The sequence below is a fragment of the Cytobacillus purgationiresistens genome (genome assembly GCF_030813235.1).
In the GTDB taxonomy this organism is placed as follows: Bacteria; Bacillota; Bacilli; order Bacillales; family Cytobacillaceae; genus Cytobacillus; species Cytobacillus purgationiresistens.
The window spans coordinates 379,911-399,161 of record NZ_JAUSUB010000001.1 but is presented as its reverse complement, the minus strand read 5'-3'; the positions used below and the strand labels follow the sequence as shown (position 1 = coordinate 399,161).

Here is a 19,251-nt window from a genome sequence, read left to right as displayed (position 1 = left end):
GATTTTATCTATTCTATCACTTGCTCTGTAACAGATTGAATCATCGTGGTTTCAATAAACCCTGAAGCGACTGCTCGGCCGTAATCCCTTTTATTCCACATTCTTTCGTACAAGTTTTCATCATGCCGATGACCCCGGCCTTAGATGCTGAATAATTGGTTTGTCCTATATTTCCATAGATGCCAGAAACAGAAGAGGTATTAATTATACCGCCTGATTGACTTTGTTCCATCAATGGAATGACTGCTAGTGTACAGTTAAATACGCCCGTTAAGTTAACACTTATGAAGCGCTCAAAATCTTCAGTTTTCATTTTTTTCAACATTGCATCCTTTGTTATGTCGGCATTATTTATTAAATTATCAATATGGCCGAAAGAATCGATTGCTTTAGACACCATCCGATTCACGCTTAATCGGTTCGCAAAATCCACCTCAATACATAAATAACGGCCGTGGTAGTCTTGAATTTGTCTTAGCATCACTTGCTGCAGATAATAATCTGAGAAGACCACTCTAACCTGTTCGCGTAAAAAAAGTTTCACTGCCTCCCAGCTCATTCCGCTGGCACCACCTGTAATAATCGCTACTTTATTTTTCAGCCTCCACCGACATGCACCTTCCCAATGAATGATTCTATTTTTTCTATCAATAATGATAAGTTATCTATTAATGGGGAATGGCCGCAATTTTCTAATGGCAAGAAAAGAGCATTGCCTCCCAAATCCTCTATTATTTCATTTGTCATTTCCTCAGTTATGACCAAGTCTCTGTCTCCTCGCAAAATAAGCACCGGAATCGAGAGATCCTTCGCTTGATTCGAGCCTTGCGCTAATCCATTAGATTCGTCTGAAATATTGAAGATATTTAAAGCATGATACACATCTGCTAAGTTTCGCTGTGTCATCATATCTTCCAGGTAAGCATCGTAACGATTAACTGATGGCTGATTTTGTGTATAAATAACCGCGTTCCAAATCCCCCTCAACAGCTCTCCTTTTTGCTCATCATAAGCTTGCTGGATTGGTATTGTTTTTAAAGCATCCTGCTGTATTTCTTCTATAGAGTGATAACGGACAACTCCATCTGATCCTTCGGCCAAGTCATGACCGAAATACGGATATCCTCTTGTTGAAGCTGAGGCAAGCAAAATCAACTTTGCACGAGTGTCAGGAAAATCTGCGCAATATTGCATAGCTACTGCTCCGCCTGTCGACCAACCGATCATTGCAAAATCTATTAATTCCATCGCATCTGTAAATTGCTTTACATCATCGGCGAAATCCTTAATCGATGTGATCCTTTTATGATAGCTGGACATGCCAAATCCTCTTAAGTCAATCGCGTATACTTTATATTTAGGATCAAGCACTTCCATCAGTACATCCCAATGTTTAGATGAAGTCATATTTCCATGTACCAGTAATAACGGAATCATTCCGCCTTCTCTTTCTCGATAGCCCATCGTTTCTCCATTGTCTATTATGATAGATTTCAATGACACTATCATTGATTCTCTCCTCCTAAGTTCCCCATTTAATCACACTCGCTCCCCATGTATAGCCAATACCGGCACTGACAAAAACAACAAGATCGCCTGATTTCACCTTTCCGCTCTCCAATGCCAATTCTAATGAAAGGATCTGATCAAACTGGCCAATATGCCCATATTCTTCGAGATAAATAGATTGTGATTCCGCAAGCCCCAGCTCAGTTAATACATATTGGTGGGCCGATCTTTTCATATGCAGGATTGCTAGATAATCTATTTCTATTTCTGAATAGCCGCTATCGTCTAGTGCTTTCCTGATGACATAAAGAAAATTCTTCATGGAAACTTCTTCAAGTCTCGCCTTCATTCCTTCTGGATCTGGAACATCAAACATATGCATGTTTTCATCAATCATTTTTTGCGATATGGGATGCTTTGTTCCCCCTCCTTTTACAATGACATCTTCAGTAAATCGTCCATCTGTTTTTAAGCTTGTGCCAAGGACTAGATTCTCCCCAAGTTCCTTTTTTAATAAGATGGCTCCTCCGCCGGCAGCAAGATTAAATAAAAAGCGCGTGCGATCATTTTTATATGATACTAGATCTCCATTACGGTATCCTCCCGCAAGAAGGATGGTGTGAATCGTTGCATCACTTTGCATCAAGCTCTTTGCGAGTTTAAGCGCCATTATTGTCGTGCCGCATCGTAAAGCCGTATCAAAAGCCCAAGCATTTATAGCACCGATTTCCTGCTGCAGCTTAATCGCTACTGTCCAGACCGGATACTCCTTATATTCTTCTCCAATATAAATCACGACATCAATTTCTGCAGGATGGATGCCTGATTTTTCAATCGCTCGTTTTGCCCCCAAGATTCCCATATAACAAGTATGATCTTCTTTACTTGGAACCGGCTTTTTCTTGATGCCCAATTTTTGTTCTACAATCAGTTTAGGAATATTCGCAGCAGCAGCAATCTCCCCAGCAGAAATGGATGTTTGTGGAATATACACACCTGTTGATAAAATGCCAACATTCACCATCATCTACACTCTTTTCTACCCAGTCATTTTATCTGACTGGTCATGTTTTTTTTCATGCCTCGCTTTTCTTTTCAGTGCTGTCAATGCTCCGACAATACCTTTTGGAAAAAACATCACGGTTAAGATATATAGAATGCCAAAGAATATGATCCATCTTTCAAAGATCCAATGGAGCTTTACCAGGCTAGTTAACCAGTAATGAGAAAACTCAATCACGCCGGAGCCAATGACCGCACCGATAATCGTACCTACTCCCCCTATAATGGTCATTAGCAGTGCATCCAGCGTAATATCAATCGAAAAGACACTTGTGTTTACAAAACGTAGAGAAATCGCATAAAGCGCCCCGGCAATACTGGCTAAAATTCCTGCAATGATGCTAGCGATAATTTTATAATAAAGAATATTGAAGCCAAGTGATTCCGTTCGCTGTTCATTTTCTTTAATTGCCACTAATACCTTCCCAAATGGCGACTGTATAAAAAGCTTTAGCGCAAAATAAACGAGCACCATAAGAACGAGGGTAATCAAGTAGAAGTTAACTCGTTCGCGCAAAAAATCAGGAATGCGAAATGTAAAGCCGTCTGCCCCTTCTGTTAATGAACGCCATTTTTCGGCGCCTACATAAAATAAATTCGCCAAGGCTAAAGTTAACATCGCATAATAATGAGTTTTTAATCGAAGTGTGAGCAGGCCAACGACATAGCTGACAATGGCGGATAAGAAAACACCGACAATCAGCGCAAGAAAAACATATAGCATCTCAGGTTCGAATCGCTTCATAAAAATGCTCATAGAATAAGCCCCAATACCGAAAAACATCGCATGTCCAAAAGAGATAATCCCTGTAAAACCAAGCAAAATATCGTAGCTCATTGCGAAGATGGCAAAGATAAAAATTTGTGTGAAGATAATTAATAAATTGCGATCTTCATATACAAGCGGGAAAACAATTAATAGGCAACTAACCATCAAGAATATGATGCTTCCCAGTTTGTTTTCATAGGATACTCGCAAAACGCTTCACCCCCTTATTGTAAATAGCCCTTTCGGACGAAAAACTAGTACAATTACCATCAATAGCATGTTCGTTGCCAGTGATAACTCAGGAACATAATAAGCCATAAACGCTCCGGAAATACCCACTAGTGCAGCAGCAAGAAGCGAGCCGGTGACGTTGCCCATTCCACCAATCACGACAACAACAAAAGCTAAAATGGCATATTCCATGCCCATATCTGCATGAATGACTCCTGCATAGGGGGCGAGAAGCATCCCGCTTAAGGCAGCCAATGCAGCTCCCGTCATGAAAACATATAGAAAAACTTTATTAATATTCACCCCTAAAGCTTGAATCATTTCTTTGTCAATGACTCCTGCTCGAACAATCAGGCCAATTTTCGTATTCTTTAAGATGTAGTTCACAATCAGGAAAATAAAAATCCCTGTAATAATAATGAATGCTCTGTACTTGATAATGAGCAGCTCGCCAATTTCTATACTCCCTCGTAATAATTCTGGAGGAGAGACAGCGATTTGATTTGGACCAAATACAACTTTAATCAATTCGCCAAGAACAAGCATATATCCAAGGGTGATTAAGATTTGCTGAACATGATCACCATATACCGGCTTAATAATCAGCTTCTCAGTAATAAATCCAAGTATCACCCCTGTAATAATTGCACCAGCGACTCCAATCATATAGCTTTCTGTTAATGAATAAATCCATACTCCCCCGTAGGCTCCCCAGGCAAACAGTCCGCCATGGGCGAAGTTTAAGACGCTCATCAATCCAAAGATTAAAGTCAATCCTACAGCAAGAAGAAAAATGAGCATTCCTGTTGCGAGTCCATTTATTAGCAGACTAAAAAAAAGCTCCATCTCTCATACACACCCTTTACGCAATTCCCAAATGTTTTTCCCGCAGCTCCTTATTCCCGATTAACTCTTGCATCTTACCGTCATAAACGGTTCTTCCCTCGTCTACGATATAAAAATAATCGCCAATCCTGCTTGCCATCATAAAATTTTGTTCTACTAGGATGATGGTTGTTTTATCCTTCATTTCTTGTATACTTTCCATCACTTTTTCAACTACAATTGGAGCAAGCCCCTTACTCGGTTCGTCAATAAGAAGCAGCTCGCAATTTTTCACATACGCTCTGGCGATTGAGAGCATCTGTTTTTGACCTCCGCTAAGCAATCCACTTTGTTTCTGCCAAAATTTCTTCAAGTCCGGGAATATTTGTAGAATCCATTCAAGTCTCTCCAATGATTGGGAATCATCCTTTTTCATAGCCACTTTAATATTCTCTTCTACCGTCAGTTCGCCAAAGATTCCTTGATCTTCTGGTACATAACCCATCCCTTTATTGGCAATTTCATAAGGCTGCAACGTTTGAATTTCTTCATTTCCGAAAAAGATTTGACCTTTAGATGCTTTATTGAGACCCATAATTGTTCTTAATGTAGTGGTTTTTCCAGCTCCATTCCTTCCCAAAAGGACGGTCACTTCTCCTTTTCTTGCTTCAAATGAAATGCCTTGCAAAATATGAAACTCCTCAATATACGTTTCAACTTGCTGAAGTTTAAGCAGTGTACTCATCATAAAGCCCCCCTAAATATGCGGATTGCACAGTTTCATTAGCGATAATTTCTTTAGGGGCCCCATCGGCTAATAGTTTACCGTTGAATAAAACCATAATCCGGTCAGACAAATTCATAATCATATCCATTTTGTGTTCAATCAGCAAAATGGTTTTGGTTTTTTCTTCTTTGATTCTTTCAATTACTTCATATATGGCGGGTACGTCTTCAACAGACATACCCGCAGTCGGTTCGTCCAGCAGCAATAATTTTGTATCCAGAGCAAGCAGCATCGCCAGCTCCAGTTTACGCTTGTCGCCATGCGAAAGGTTTTTAGCCAAAACATCGTCTTTATTAACCAATAATGTAGTCTTCAAAATAGTCTTAGCGATTTCACTATGATCTTTATACGAAAACACTGACTTTAACATTTGAAAGTAGATTTTTTTTTGTGCTTGAACAGCTAAACGCACATTTTCCAAGGTGGTTAAATTGGGAAATACGTTGGTCAATTGAAATGACCTCCCCATCCCTAGTCTTGTTCTTTCCACTGTTGAGCACTTCGTTATATTCTTGCCGCAGAAAAAGATATCTCCGTTCGTTGCCTTGAGCTGTCCGCTTAATAAATTGAATAAAGTCGTTTTCCCCGCACCGTTTGGTCCAATAATGGAAGTAAACTGATGCTCATCAATGGCAAAATTCACTTGATCAACTGCTTTGTGATTTCCAAATGAAATGCCAAGATTCTTTGTTTCAATGATACTGGTCACATTTGCACCTCATTTCAACGATCTGAAGAAGTATGAAACTCCTCTTAGACTAATGATGATTACTTATTTCTAATTGGCGGCGCTGTTTCTTCGGGAGATAATTCTCGAATCAATGTAGGCACAGGATAGTCGACTCCCTCTTTTGACTCCAGCTTAATTGCATATAAGGTTTGCAAAGCTTGATGGTCCTCTTCTCTGAATGTCATAGTTCCTTTCGGTGTTTCGAATGACATACCTTCCATTGATTCGATTAATTGTTCACTATTTGTATCCCCATCTGTCTTTTTAAGCGCTTCCACAATTGCGATTGCAGCACTCATTCCTCCAGGAGTAAATAAATCCGGCACTTCGTTATTGAAGCGTTTTTTATGCTCAGTAACGAGCCAGTCATTGACTTCATTCTTCGGCAAATCGTGGTAATAGACAGAGAATCCTTCCATGCCGACAAGCGGCTTCATTGTTTGCAATGCAGGAATATCAGGGGCACCTGTTGATATCTTTATTCCTTTTTCTTCCACCTTCATATCAGCCAGCTGATTCCACGGCGAATTGGCTCCCGCCCAAACGATAAATAAATAATCTGGCTGTTGTTCAATAATCTTTTGAATATTAGATGTGAAATCCGTACCCGCTGGGTCTGCATATTCTTCATGCAGAATATTCGCTCCCAACTTCTCTGCGGCTTCTTTAAAAGCGGAGATGCCATCTCTTCCAAAAGAATTATCCGGTGCAAATGTAGCAATTTTCACACCTTTCTTTGCGATTGCTGCTGCTCCTGCTACAGCATCTTGGGAAGAGTTCCTTGCTGTTCTGAAAATATAAGGATTATATTCAGACCCAGTAATGCTGTCTGCTACTGCCGGTTCAACAACCATAATCTTTTCATATTCTTCCGCCAAAGGGACAACAGCCAGCGTATCACCTGAGCTTGAGGAACCAACAAGGAAATCGACTTCATCATCCTCAAGCAGTTTTGTCGCTTTTTTTACAGCTACTTCCGGTTTAGTTTCTGTATCTTCGACTATGAATTCAATTTTCTTGCCTGCTACTTCATTAGAACCATCTGTTGCATAATCCAGCCCTAACTCGAATCCGTTAACCGTTTGCTTTCCATACGACTCCAGCGGTCCTGTCATAGAAGCAAGAACGCCAATCTTTATCGTTCCTTCACTACTGCCTTTTTCCCCATTACTCGTATTGGTATTGCATGCTGTTAAAAGGACAAGCATCATGATCACCAAACATGATAATACACTTATTCTCTTTTTCATCGAAAACCCTCCCCTTTTACTTTCATTCCTTCATAATTCAGCATAACGAGGAGAGTTACAGACAAGTTACAAAAAAAACATCACCCTCTTAATTAAGAGGGTGATGTTTTTTTGTAGACAATATCTATATAATGGATAAAAGAATCCTCTTCCTAGTTTTTAAAAAGCTGGTTGCATCACTGAAGAATGCCTTAAAGTAGATAAATTGCCAAAGAGAGTTATTGAACTCATGCCAAAGTTTTGGAGCAATGGATGTGGGCGTACTGTCAGAATATTCATCATTCCGGCCCAATCCATTCAATTTCAATGGGATCAACAATCATTCGATACATCTTTTCTGTTGATGGCAACGGTTCGACCGCTAGCTCTTTCTTTAGCATATCCTTACATTTATGATAGATTTTTATGCTTTGGGAGCGATTATTTGTTCTGTAAAAACAATACATTAATAAACGATAGGCTTCTTCCCAAGTCTCTTCATAATCAAGGATTCTATCGCACCAATAAATCGCTTTATTCACATCTTTTAATGCTATATAAGCTTGCGCAATTTTCTCAGCGCCTCTTAAAAACAATAATTTCAGCCTATCTCTTTTGCTATTGGACCAGTCATCCAGTTTATGATCAGCTAAAAACTCCCCTTTATATAGTAATAAAGCTCGTTCCAAGCTTTCTTTTGCACGTTCCATTTGATTCGAATCTAATCCCGATGCAATCCAATACTCAAATTCCTCATAGTCTAATACAATAGGCGCCTGTTTATTTAAACCATAATAGTTTCCAGCCCGTTTTATAAAAAAGGGTTCCGTGCGAGCTTTTCGATTAGGCTCAAGCGTGTTATTTAAGGAATTAATGACGACTTTAAAATCCCTTGAAGCAGTTGCTTCATCTATATTTGGCCAAAGCATTTGAATAATTTCTTGTTTCAAAAACATGTGTTGTGGATTTGTAATAAAAAACTCAAAAAGCTCTTTCGCCTTGGCTCTATGCCATTCTTTTATTTCCTCTTCTCCTGCAAACACCCGAAAGGAACCGAAAGTTTGCACCTTTAAAGTATAGCCTGGATGCAATTTCACATCCTTATAACCTAATTCATACAGCGCTTGTTGGACAAACCCCGTATGGATGCCGGAGTTTTGCGCCTCTAACAAAATGGGTATCATTTGTTCCATATCTTGGGGACCAAATAATGTTTTTCTAGAATAAAAAAATTGAAAGGAGGACTGCTGTACAAATTCAAGCCATTCAGAACAATACATTACAAAATCATTCTTTTCTTTTTCTTTTGACGCAATGATTGTTTTCCAGAATGTGGTAATCATTTGTCCATAATAATCTTGGCAATCTTTGCTCATTTGACAAGCACCCGCCAATAAACCCTTTGCTAGTCGATACTGCCGATGGAAAATGGCCGATTTTGCCATAGAAAGTTTGATGAGAGAGGATAACCACACATCTTGAACTTGTTCCGTTTCTGTAAGAGCCAATTGGCCATAATGCATCGATTTCTCCAACCCTTGGACTTGTGTTCCCCAATATAAACATAGCCCCATATAGGGCTCGGCTTTTCCTCTCGCAACATTCATATTTTCCATCAGCTTCAGCGCTGTATCGTAACATTCAATCACTATCTCGGATGGACCATAGCCCGCTATCTGCACAGCATGGCCAAGACGAATCCAACCGCAAGCCTCTACATAAGACGACTGAATGCTGATGCCATGCTGAATGGCTTTCTGGGCAAAGTGTTTACTTTTATCTCCATCTCCTAAAAACCCTTGTACTAATGATAGCAAAAGGCTTGATTCTCGGTGGGATAGATGATTTGGCTTATGCTTTTCATACTTAGCTTCCTGAAGCATTAATAAATCAAGCGCTTCCTGCAAGCTTCCTGTGCGTAATAGAAGTCTGGCATTCAGATTCAATTGATCCATCATAATATTCTTTTTTTGCGCTTGCTCCAGCCACTTTTTAGCTTTCAGCGGCTTTCCTATATTAATTTGGTTTTCGGCTAATAAATAATATAGCTCTATAAATTCTTGATCATTTACATTTTTTATATGCTCCCTTGTTTCGATGGCTAATTGCAGGTATCGTTCCGCTTTTGCTGGCTGAGTGGTGTCCAAATATATCATGGCCTTTCCTTCATACGATAAACTTAAAAGATTTTTTTCGTGATTGAGGCTGCTTATCTCGATTGCTTTTTCATAAGCTTCTTCCGCACGTTCGATTTCAGATCGAATTCTGAATACTTCTCCACTAAAAAACCATATCCAAGCAAATTGATTCTTTAATTCGTTTGGAATATGCGAGAGTGTTTCAGACAGCATTGTTGACTTTCCTTCCCCCAACAGCTGCAATCCGTATTTTTCCAATCTTTCAATCATTGTTTGGTAGCGCTTACTTTTGAATAAATGAAAGAACATTAAATCAACTTGCTCCTGCTTTTCATAAAAATCTGCTGCTTTCTTATGTAATTCCATGTATTTTACTGGGCTTTCCCGATTCAGTTGCTTCTCTAACAGCTCTTTAATCAGTCCATGATAGCGAAATTCATTCAATCCAATCGAAACAAGAAACAAATGGCTCTCAAATAAAGATTGTAGAATGAGTTCCGAGTCGCTTATACTCAAAATTTCATTACAAACAGCTTCTGATAACTCTGTTAAAATGCATGTTTGTTCTAAGAAAATTTGAAAAGGCTTTGGCTGCTTTGAAATGACTTCTAGGGCAATATATTGAAATAAATCATCCAAAGTTAATTGAGTTCTTTCAAAAGATCTATGAAATGAATCTTTTTTCTGAAGATCCAGCCCAATAATCCCTAAAGCCAACATCCAGCCTTCAGTCAATTGATAGATTTCATCTATTTCCGCCAAGCTTATATCTAGACCATAATAATCGGTTAAAAGAAGCTCCACTTCGTCTTTAGATAAGATTAATTCATCTTGATTAATCTCCAATAAAGAGCCCTCAACACGCAAGCGTTTCATAAAGCCCCACTTCGGTTTTATCCTTGAAGAAATGACTAAATGAAAATGATGAGGGCAATATTCCATCACTTGCTGTAGAAACTCTTGGATACTTTCAACATTCATGACATGATGAAAATCATCTATAATAAGCGTAATTACAGAAGGGATCTTTATTAAGTCGTTGACAAACAATGCTGCAATTTGACCAATATCATAGGCATTTTTATAAACACTACCGCCAGTTAGCTTAGATAAAATCATTTTGCCAAATGAAGGGTGCTCGCGTTTGATAGCATAAATTAAATAAGTAATAAACGGATTCAAATCTTGGTCCCGTGAAGAAACTGTATACCAACAAACAGAAAAGTGACTATCATTCACATAAAGCGCTAAGGAAGTACTCTTTCCATACCCAGCCCCAGCAATCACAAAGGTAAGCGGGAAATTGTTCATTTTTGATAATTTCACGTACAATTTTGACCTTCTTATGCTATCAGCTTTTATACTGGGAGGCATAATTTTGGTAACGGTTATGTGAGTCTGCTCCATTGTCATCCCTCCTGAATGGATCATTTTTATTAAATTCTAACATTTCTGAAAAATGCACGCACCTACATTTTTTTCGTAAGTAATTTATCTTTTATAGATTTCATGATACCGTAAAGGTTTTCCATGGCATATATCAAAACAGCTGCTTCTACGTGACAGTGGCCACCCCTGTGTCTCGATCATGGATTCAACAGTTCAATTTCATAGAGTCAATACATTGGAAAAATACTATTCATCGTACATTTTGTGTGAATTTTGCCATAAAAAAAGCACGCCAATTGTTAGTTGGTCTCTAACAATTGGCATGCTTTTCACCTAATAGATGAGGCATTTTGGACGATTATATTACAATATTCTGCCATGCACTTTATCATTACTAACAGAAATGGGGTTTAATTGTTATTTAGGGGTCAGTAACTTTGTCAAATAAAATTAAAGCTTACAGATTTATCGAGAGCTCATTCTATAGTAATAAGACAAGACATAAAGCCAAAGTACCGAGAGCGATTAATACTAAACCTATTATCGAGCTAATTAAGGACATGTTTTGAATATGGATTGTATCTAAAATACTTTTCTCTATATATTTAAATATACTTTCATTAGGGTTAGTGTATTTTTCTAATTCAGCATTTACCATTAGTTTCAACTCGATTTGCTGTAATTTATTCACAACGAACTTAGGCATCACCATAATCAGAAGAGCAATTATCCAAATGCCGATTGGAATCATCAACCAAATCATATTTTCACCTTGTTTCGAATAATTTCAAATGATTTTTTGCATGAAAGTCACACTGTAACCCGGAATTTTGTTTCTGTTTTGGAAATACATCTTCACAATTTTTTTAAAACCTTATCTACTGTTGCTTATTATTCGAACATTCATAACAGAATATACCTATTAATGTAAATGGAAACTATGACTAAAAACCGCAGTATGGTTCAATTCAAAACTATAGACAGAGCCCATTAAGAACTCTGGCCATCGAAAGTATGGACAACTTCAATTTTTGCAAGACCCTTTTCAATTTTGTTTTCGCACGCTGCACATATCATACCTGTTACTCGAGAGAAACTTATTATTTTCCCAATTCTTATCCCTCCTTTGTGTCTACCTTTTCCTTTTTGAAACACCCTTGTTCATATGTGTATAAGCGATTTTCTAAAAAGCTTTTTTGTTGAATGGTAGTTAATAACAATTGCTTGGCAAGTAGTTGCTGCGGTTATAAATAAAATAGCCCTATATGGGTATTAGAATAAAAAACAAATTAGCTGCATCCAAATTGTTAGTTTATTAACTAACAATTTGGATGCAGCTTGATACTTTTACTCATTACCGCAATCTTCTGCTCACTGAGAAGCAACCAAATCATGTACATTTAGATTAATTTCCCGCATCTAGATAATATTCATACTTATTAAAGTCCATTTTATGACGAATCTTTTTTTGGAAAAAATCTTTATTACTTGATGTTATCGGGAATATCCCGAGTACTGGATTGATATCTGAAAGGTGTAATATTTGCCTATATTCTTCTAATGAAATGTCATTTAAAAATTCCTCGCCTGTTACAAGGTCATCATTTATTTCAGTCCAAATAATCATTCTTATAATATTCTCTTCTTTGATATAAAATGGAGAAACCATTTCTTCAACAAATAAATTTTGTTCCTCAGCAAATTTCAATGGTTCTTCTTGATAATTATTTGTTCCAATAAACATGTAATACTCGTCTCCAAAATGCACAAAAAAATCTGTAGATATGAAATTACAATATATGAAACCTCGTAATACCATTTTAGAAATTAAACGAATATGCTCTACAGATACTTCTTGATCATTCTTTAACTGGAGATTGTCTATCTCTTTGTCATACAAGACAGGGTCCTTATCTATGTCAATATAAGTCATATTAAGAATTCTTAATGACTTAATGTTATTGACTTCTAAGAACTTCATAGTAGTATCAATATATGCAGTTTCGATCTTTACATATTCTTCCAATGAAAAGGTTTCACCATATATATTTTTCCCTATATCTGAAGGGCTTGTCCATTCCAACACTCTCGTGTAATGACCTTGATTATTTCTAAAGATGGGATTATACTTCGTTATCCTCCATTGATATTTTATATGTTTACTCACTCATATCACCTCTTATATTAAGAATAAAAAACGAAATAATAAAAAACAAGGAGGGAATACTAATAGAAAAGAGCTGAACAATACTAAGGTATGTTTTTACTCGCGCAGTAACAAAACATGGGGTAGCACGAGTAACTCAAGCTCAAGCAAACAATGTAGCAAAGTTTAATATAATAAATTACTTCACCATTTTTGTGCTATCGCTCTTTTTTCAATAACCTTCCCAAGTGATTAATTTCTTTTTGAAGGTAACTAAAAGCTTTCCTTCTTTCATTAGAAATCAAAGGGTCTTCTTGAATTTGAACTATAAATTCCCATATATCTTCAAGGTTTCTTTTTATTTCATAAAAACGTAGTGCATCATTATTAAGTGTGTGGCTTGGGTATTGCTTCGAATAAACGTTAATAAATTCTTTTTTATAAGGTTGCTTCATTATAAACATTAAATCTGCTTCTGGAGGGGCTAACTTTAGCCCCTCCCAATCAATAATCATCATTTGGTTATTTTCCCTCATTATGTTCCAGTGATGAAGATCCGTATGTACCAATGAAAAAATAAATTGTTCCTTTTTTAATTGCCTCCCTAAATTAATCAAATAGTCTATTGAGTCCATTAGTTTATCTTCATATGTTTTCAATAAATCTCCTAATTCTTGATCTTGTTTCTGTGATAGTCGTTGCTTAAGGTTCTAAAGCGAATGATATTTCAAACGTTTCCTCAACTAATCTGTGACTATTCTTTACATCTTTTATTTGATGAAGTTTGGCAATTGTCTCAGCATATTGTGCAATTTCTGATTGTCTAAGTTTTTGATTGCCAATCGTCTCACCATCTATATATTGATACAATATGTAATAAGCAGATTCGTCTTCCCATTTATAAGTGTTTTCAATGGTTAAAAGAGGTCGAGGCATTCTTTCTGCAAGCGCATCATTTCCTATAATCTCTAATAAAACTGGAACATATTTATCAATCGCATCTGTTAAATCTTTGGTGGAGGATCTCTTTTTCTCATAAACTTTAAGAAAAAAGCTACCTTTTTTAGATGTTATCTTATAAGCAAGTGCTGCCCAGCCGTCCTGTTGAGATATAATCTTATCAGGAGTCAAGTTATAGTTTAGTTGTAAAATCCTTTTGATTTTAAAGTCCATTATTTCCCACCTTTCACGATACAGTTTAATAGTAATTCACTTTATATACATGTACAACTACAACTCCGTTTTAATACAATAAAAAAGGCTGCAGCAGCAACCGATTGTTAAAGTTTAAATGGAAATTGTTCTCAAGTTTCAGTGTGGGGACATAAGGAAAATGCTGATAAATCTCTAATTGCTAATATTTTCAAAATCCAATTTTTTATTCGCTTTTGTAATAGCCCAATCGCGCCTAATGATTAAAGAATAAAATAACTGAATCCACCCATGAATCCACCCCTAAAATCAATAAGTTTTTAACCTTTAACCTTTAATCCTAACAACATTGAAAATCCAATTGCTTGTTCAGGAGACACTATAAAACCATCTAAATTTCCTAAATCCACATTGATACGGTCAAATGTACAAGTGCTAATATCTATTCCTTTAAGTGTAGTTTGAGTAAAGTCAACACCGTCAATATCGCAATGATCAAACATAACCTTGCTAAATTTACATTTATAATAGTTAGCACTTTGCAAAGATGAATGATCAAATATCACTTGTTTTAATCGAGCATCTACAAAGTCAGCCATATTTATCATACAATTTTTAAAAGAAACGTTCCCTAGAGAAGCTTCTGAAAGATTTACTCCCATTAATTTACAGTCATTAAAAGTGACTCTATGTATCATACCCCCAATAAAGCTAGTATTAGATAGATCACAGTTTTCAAAAACCACATCCGTCATATCAATCTTGCTAAAGGAAGCATTTATGAGTCTTACATTTTTAAAAGTTACTTTGGACAGGACTAATTTATCAATCTCCTCATCATAAATAGCAGTACTAGTAATAGAGCTGTTTGTTAAAAATGGCTCTTCTTCGTCATAAATGTCTTGGAAAGTTGCTTTATTTAGATCTGATGAAATTTTTGGAAGTTCAATTTTAAAGCTTTTTGTCATATTGCAAAAACACCCTTCAATAGGTTTATCGGATAATAAGTATAGAAACTCATAAGAAATGTAGCATAAAGATGATAGAAATTATAGGCTATATATTTTGAAACTATGATTTCGAACTGATTTTTTTATTTACTTTCATTCAACAAAACTTCCATTATTGTTGCACAAAAAAGACTAAATGACACCTGAAACTTTGGCTAATGCCCCTTTGGTTTAACGTCAATAGATGTTAGCTTGTTAATCTCTACCCAAACTGGCAAGTATGTGTTAGCTGAGATTGGATTATAGCCGTGGCTTGTGATTAATTTTCAACAGGGTCTATGTTCCCGCTAGTATATTAGAATTTACTAAGTTTCTTTCCATCTTTTCACGATATTCTTAAGTCAGAACCAATTCCATACCACTCCGCTTTTCTTTTACATATAGATCACTTAAATTTAGGAATATAAATTCCATTCATCCTAAGAAATTCTAAACGAAATCCAGTTGTTCAGTGATAACAACCAACAATTCAATAGTTCATCTTATGATAAAGTATCTTTTGTTTCTAGCTTTTCCTTTTTCATATTTCTCCTGTGTTTTCGAATCTTAAATAGGACATAAAAAATGGCAATTACTCCGACCACCATGAATATTTCTTGTTCGTACGCTATGATTATTTCAATATGTTCCCCAAATATGTACCCTAGCGGAAAAGCAATCGCTAACCATAGTAATGCCCCACTGTACGCAAAGAGCGCGAACGTACGATATTTAAGTTTACTAAAACCGTAAAGAAACGGAAGGAAGTTTCGGATTCCAGGAATAAAATAACTGATTGAGAGCGATAATGCATGGTACTTATCCATTAATTTCATAGAATTGTCGATAACTTTAGTAAACTTATTCCTTTTCTGAAAGTATTGGAGAAGCGGTCTGCCAATCAGTCTTCCAAGGATGTAGGAGGTAGTCATTGCTGCTAAAATACCTAAATAAACTGATATAAAAGCAATTGAGGGGTGAAGAACTTTTAAGGAGGTAGCTAGCCCAATGGTCATAACAATCACCTCATTTGGCACTGGGAATACAAATACGCCAATCCATAACCATAGGAAGAGCCCTAAATAACCGTTTGATTCAATCATATCTAATATGAATTCCAGCTCCAAATTTGCCCCTCCTCTCCATCAACCGACATGAGGTTTGAATCTTATATCAACCTTATAGGGTTATTTCTCTTATGAATTCGCAGATCACTAATAGAAATTAGCGTTCATCAATTGCTTTCGTGAATACATTGATTTTGCTAAGCGGGGATATAAATCATATGAGATATTTTATTGAATTCATTTAAGTAAATGTTAAACTTCTCAAGAATATTTTACTTCCTCATTGTGAACTTTTTATGAATTTGAGGTTACACATATGTGAGTGAATACTTGCATACATTGAGTGGTTTAGTTTATTGATAATATCACAGAAAAGGGAAAACTTGTTAGCCGCTATCACCCCCACCTTTATTAAGTGAAGAGTAAGATTTATTAAGTGTCCAGGAGCTGGATTATTTGTAGAAAGGATATCGGCAGGAAGTTAGCAGGGTTATTTCGATTGTTACTTTGCTAATATAGATGGATTTTCAATATTCTTGCCTTTGGCTTTGAGGAGAAGATTGAACTTCCTTTAGATGTAGTTAGATTGGATTGGTGACTATTAATTGGTCCACTCTCTAGAAACCGGGATTTCTTACAACGTATGAACTTAATTGGACTAATGATGTAATTACTGACGGTGCAATTGGTCTAAGATGAGGAGGATTATTTTCCGGATGAGGCATCCTCCACCATCGATATCATTTGAATGAATATATGATTCCCACCATGGGGTTCGCCTTTTTTGTAACTTTCCGTCAAACTTGAAGTTACTTATCTGTTGTTCATTCCTCAGTGGCAATATATCCAATCCTTATCGCCAATGGAGATAACACCTGTTTTACTGAATTGCCCACAAAGCAGGTTGACGTAATGACCTTCAGTTAGATAATACCGATGCGACCAACCAATAATGAAGTCAATAAGATGATAGAGTGTGTTTAATCACTAAGCGTGAAGAATTACACTTAAAATATAAAACGGCACAGAAAAAAGTTATCTATAGAAAATATATCTATAAGTAACTTTTTATACATTATCAGTGCATTATAAAATTTTGATCTTCTTAACAAAACTTGCTAAACTAACAAGCTTTGAAAACTAAATTGATAAACCAGATTATCTTATCTACTGGATTCTCCAAAAGTAATTGATCCTTTAAGTAATAATTATCAGAACGTCCCACCAGGTAAGTTCTTGACGATCGTAATACATTGCTTGTCATATTGATTTTCGCTCAACTATCTCAGGTGCAAATCGATAAGTAATAAAAGGGTTTTGAACCTTTTTATTGATTCTTTCAAGCAGGAGCTCCGCAGCCTTCAAGCCCATTTGATGAATCGGTTGGGCGATAGTTGTAATGGACGGATCGTACAGTTCAGCATAGGGAACATTATCAATTCCTATTACAGCCATATTTTCTGGGATTGATATTTCATTCTTTTTTAAAAATGTCAATATTTGAAGAAGTACTAAATCATTCCCTGCGATAATTGCAGTTGGAGGGGTGTTAAGATTAAGACATGCTTGTAATGCGTCATGGATCTGGTCTTTTGCTAAGGAAAAAATCAATTCTTCTCTTAGAGCTAATTGGCAGGCAGCCATGGCCTTCTTGTAGCCATCAATCCTTTCTATCCTTGGTGTAATCGGGAACTCAATAGGCAATGTAAAAAATGCAATATTGACATGGCCTTTATCAGCCAGACTTGAAACAGCCAAAAAGCTAGCAGCATGATTATCCAATAATACAGAATCTGTCGTGACACCGTCCACTAATCGGTCCACAAAGACAATTGGAATCGAATAGTTAATTAAATAGTTATAGACGGTATAATCATTGCCGACTGGGAAGATAATGATGCCATCCACTTGCTTTGCAATCAGCAAGTCGATGTATTCCTTCTCTTTCTCTGGATCGTCTGCCGAATTACAAACAAACGCTTTCATACCATTTTGTTGTAATCTTTCGTCTACAGTTTGAATAATCTCCGTCGAGAGTGTATGCAGGATGTTCGCAACAAGTATGCCAACCACCTTTGTTTTTTTTACTTTTAGATTCCGTGCATTGTCATTAGGACGAAAATTCAGTTCTTGTATTATCTGCTCTATGCGTTCTTTAGTTTCTGAACTCATGTATCGATAACGCTGATTAATATATTGGGAAACCGTGCTCTTAGAAACTCCCGCTTTTTCCGCTACATCTGATATGGTAACTTTCTTCTTTACGTCCATAAGCATCTCCCACTTCTATAGTCCAACCCTTCCCTATCTAGTAATAGGAAATACCGTTATATAACCATAATAACAAAATTATAAGAGAATTTCCTCATTTATAGCATTCCCCTATCTGAAGAGCTCTCAGCGACTGAGATTCGCTAAGAGCTCTTCAGATTATATACTTTTTATCTAACTAACCAGCCTCCATCAACAGCAAGAATATGTCCATTCATATAATCAGAAGCTCTGCTTGCGAGGAATACGACCGTTCCCATCACATCATCGGGTGTTCCCCACTTTCCTGCAGGAATTCTTGAAAGAATTTCGGAATTCCTTGATTCATCCGAACGGATTTGTTCGGTATTTTTCGTTTCAATGTACCCTGGAGCAATTGCATTCGTCTGGATGTTAAGTTGTGCCAATTCATTGGCGAACGCTTTCGTTAATCCCGCAACACCATGCTTGCTGGCGGTATAGGCAGGGACGAACTTACCTCCTTGGTACGTCAGCATGGATGCTATATTGATGATTTTCCCACTGCCTTGCTTCACCATCTCCTTAACAACAAGCTGGCTAAGGTAATAGACAGCATTAAGGTTGATTTCCATTACCGCATTCCAGTCTTCATCCTTATATTCAAGGAGTGGTGCCCTGCGGATGGTTCCTGCATTATTCACCAGTATATCGATACGGCCAAATGCATCCATGCATCCCTTTACAATCCCTGCAAGGCTGTCCTTATCGGTTAGCTCAGCTTGATAAAACACTGCTTTTTGGCCTGTTTCTTTGATTAAATGCTCTGTATCACTCCAATTGTCACCATGTGTTATCACAAATACGTCGGCACCCGCTTTCGCTAAGGCAACCGAATACCCTTGGCCAAGCCCGGTATTCCCTCCTGTCACGATTGCAACCTTACCTTTTAAGCTAAAAAAATCCATTGAAAAGTCTGATAAACTCATCATTCTGTCC

General features: G+C 36.9%; 16 protein-coding genes and 1 pseudogene. All 17 read right to left on the bottom strand.

Features of this window, described 5'->3' with window-relative positions; translation table 11 throughout:
- Nucleotides 1-40: 40 nt before the first annotated feature.
- The 17 genes and pseudogenes from J2S17_RS02080 to kduD all read right to left on the bottom strand — a co-directional run bounded on the left by J2S17_RS02080 (nucleotide 41) and on the right by kduD (nucleotide 19,241).
- The gene (locus J2S17_RS02080) at nucleotides 41-559 is read right to left on the bottom strand and encodes an SDR family NAD(P)-dependent oxidoreductase (RefSeq protein WP_307471412.1); all 519 of its coding nucleotides are present in this window, start codon (nucleotides 557-559) and stop codon (nucleotides 41-43) included.
- A gap of 38 nt (nucleotides 560-597) precedes the next feature.
- Nucleotides 598-1,509, bottom strand: coding sequence for an intracellular short-chain-length polyhydroxyalkanoate depolymerase (gene phaZ / locus J2S17_RS02075; RefSeq protein ID WP_307471410.1), 912 nt, complete (start codon nucleotides 1,507-1,509; stop codon nucleotides 598-600).
- Nucleotides 1,510-1,522: 13 nt separating this feature from the next.
- Nucleotides 1,523-2,533 (bottom strand): 3-oxoacyl-ACP synthase, encoded by a 1,011-nt coding sequence (locus J2S17_RS02070; protein ID WP_307471408.1) that lies wholly within the window; start codon nucleotides 2,531-2,533, stop codon nucleotides 1,523-1,525.
- A 15-nt stretch (nucleotides 2,534-2,548) separates the two neighbouring features.
- Complete coding sequence (locus J2S17_RS02065; protein WP_307471583.1) at nucleotides 2,549-3,505, bottom strand: branched-chain amino acid ABC transporter permease; 957 nt, start codon at nucleotides 3,503-3,505, stop codon at nucleotides 2,549-2,551.
- A gap of 51 nt (nucleotides 3,506-3,556) precedes the next feature.
- The gene (locus J2S17_RS02060; RefSeq protein ID WP_307471406.1) at nucleotides 3,557-4,417 is read right to left on the bottom strand and encodes a branched-chain amino acid ABC transporter permease; all 861 of its coding nucleotides are present in this window, start codon (nucleotides 4,415-4,417) and stop codon (nucleotides 3,557-3,559) included.
- A gap of 16 nt (nucleotides 4,418-4,433) precedes the next feature.
- Nucleotides 4,434-5,141 carry an ABC transporter ATP-binding protein gene (locus J2S17_RS02055; RefSeq protein ID WP_307471404.1) on the bottom strand — a complete coding sequence of 236 codons (708 nt, stop codon included), beginning with the start codon at nucleotides 5,139-5,141 and terminating at the stop codon, nucleotides 4,434-4,436.
- Complete coding sequence (locus J2S17_RS02050; protein ID WP_307471402.1) at nucleotides 5,125-5,892, bottom strand: ABC transporter ATP-binding protein; 768 nt, start codon at nucleotides 5,890-5,892, stop codon at nucleotides 5,125-5,127. Before J2S17_RS02050 ends, J2S17_RS02055 begins: the two co-directional genes overlap by 17 nt.
- A 59-nt stretch (nucleotides 5,893-5,951) precedes the next feature.
- The gene (locus J2S17_RS02045) at nucleotides 5,952-7,163 is read right to left on the bottom strand and encodes a substrate-binding domain-containing protein (protein ID WP_307471400.1); all 1,212 of its coding nucleotides are present in this window, start codon (nucleotides 7,161-7,163) and stop codon (nucleotides 5,952-5,954) included.
- A 278-nt stretch (nucleotides 7,164-7,441) separates the two neighbouring features.
- Complete coding sequence (locus tag J2S17_RS02040) at nucleotides 7,442-10,687, bottom strand: BTAD domain-containing putative transcriptional regulator (protein ID WP_307471398.1); 3,246 nt, start codon at nucleotides 10,685-10,687, stop codon at nucleotides 7,442-7,444.
- A 463-nt stretch (nucleotides 10,688-11,150) separates the two neighbouring features.
- Nucleotides 11,151-11,432 (bottom strand): hypothetical protein, encoded by a 282-nt coding sequence (locus tag J2S17_RS02035; protein WP_307471395.1) that lies wholly within the window; start codon nucleotides 11,430-11,432, stop codon nucleotides 11,151-11,153.
- Nucleotides 11,433-12,074: 642 nt separating this feature from the next.
- Nucleotides 12,075-12,836 (bottom strand): DUF7683 domain-containing protein, encoded by a 762-nt coding sequence (locus J2S17_RS02030; protein WP_307471393.1) that lies wholly within the window; start codon nucleotides 12,834-12,836, stop codon nucleotides 12,075-12,077.
- 197 nt (nucleotides 12,837-13,033) lie between these two features.
- Nucleotides 13,034-13,492 (bottom strand): annotated as a pseudogene (locus tag J2S17_RS02025) (phosphotransferase family protein); the annotation flags it as partial.
- Between the two features lie 25 nt (nucleotides 13,493-13,517).
- A complete protein-coding gene (locus tag J2S17_RS02020) occupies nucleotides 13,518-13,988 on the bottom strand; it encodes a phosphotransferase (RefSeq protein ID WP_307471392.1) in 471 nt (156 codons plus the stop codon).
- Between the two features lie 299 nt (nucleotides 13,989-14,287).
- Nucleotides 14,288-14,935, bottom strand: coding sequence for a pentapeptide repeat-containing protein (locus J2S17_RS02015; protein ID WP_307471390.1), 648 nt, complete (start codon nucleotides 14,933-14,935; stop codon nucleotides 14,288-14,290).
- Between the two features lie 524 nt (nucleotides 14,936-15,459).
- On the bottom strand, nucleotides 15,460-16,083 hold the full coding sequence (locus J2S17_RS02010) for a DedA family protein (RefSeq protein WP_307471389.1): 624 nt from the start codon (nucleotides 16,081-16,083) through the stop codon (nucleotides 15,460-15,462).
- A 1,200-nt stretch (nucleotides 16,084-17,283) separates the two neighbouring features.
- Complete coding sequence (locus J2S17_RS02005) at nucleotides 17,284-18,294, bottom strand: LacI family DNA-binding transcriptional regulator (protein WP_307471387.1); 1,011 nt, start codon at nucleotides 18,292-18,294, stop codon at nucleotides 17,284-17,286.
- 170 nt (nucleotides 18,295-18,464) lie between these two features.
- A complete protein-coding gene (gene kduD, locus J2S17_RS02000) occupies nucleotides 18,465-19,241 on the bottom strand; it encodes a 2-dehydro-3-deoxy-D-gluconate 5-dehydrogenase KduD (protein ID WP_307471385.1) in 777 nt (258 codons plus the stop codon).
- Nucleotides 19,242-19,251: the final 10 nt, after the last annotated feature.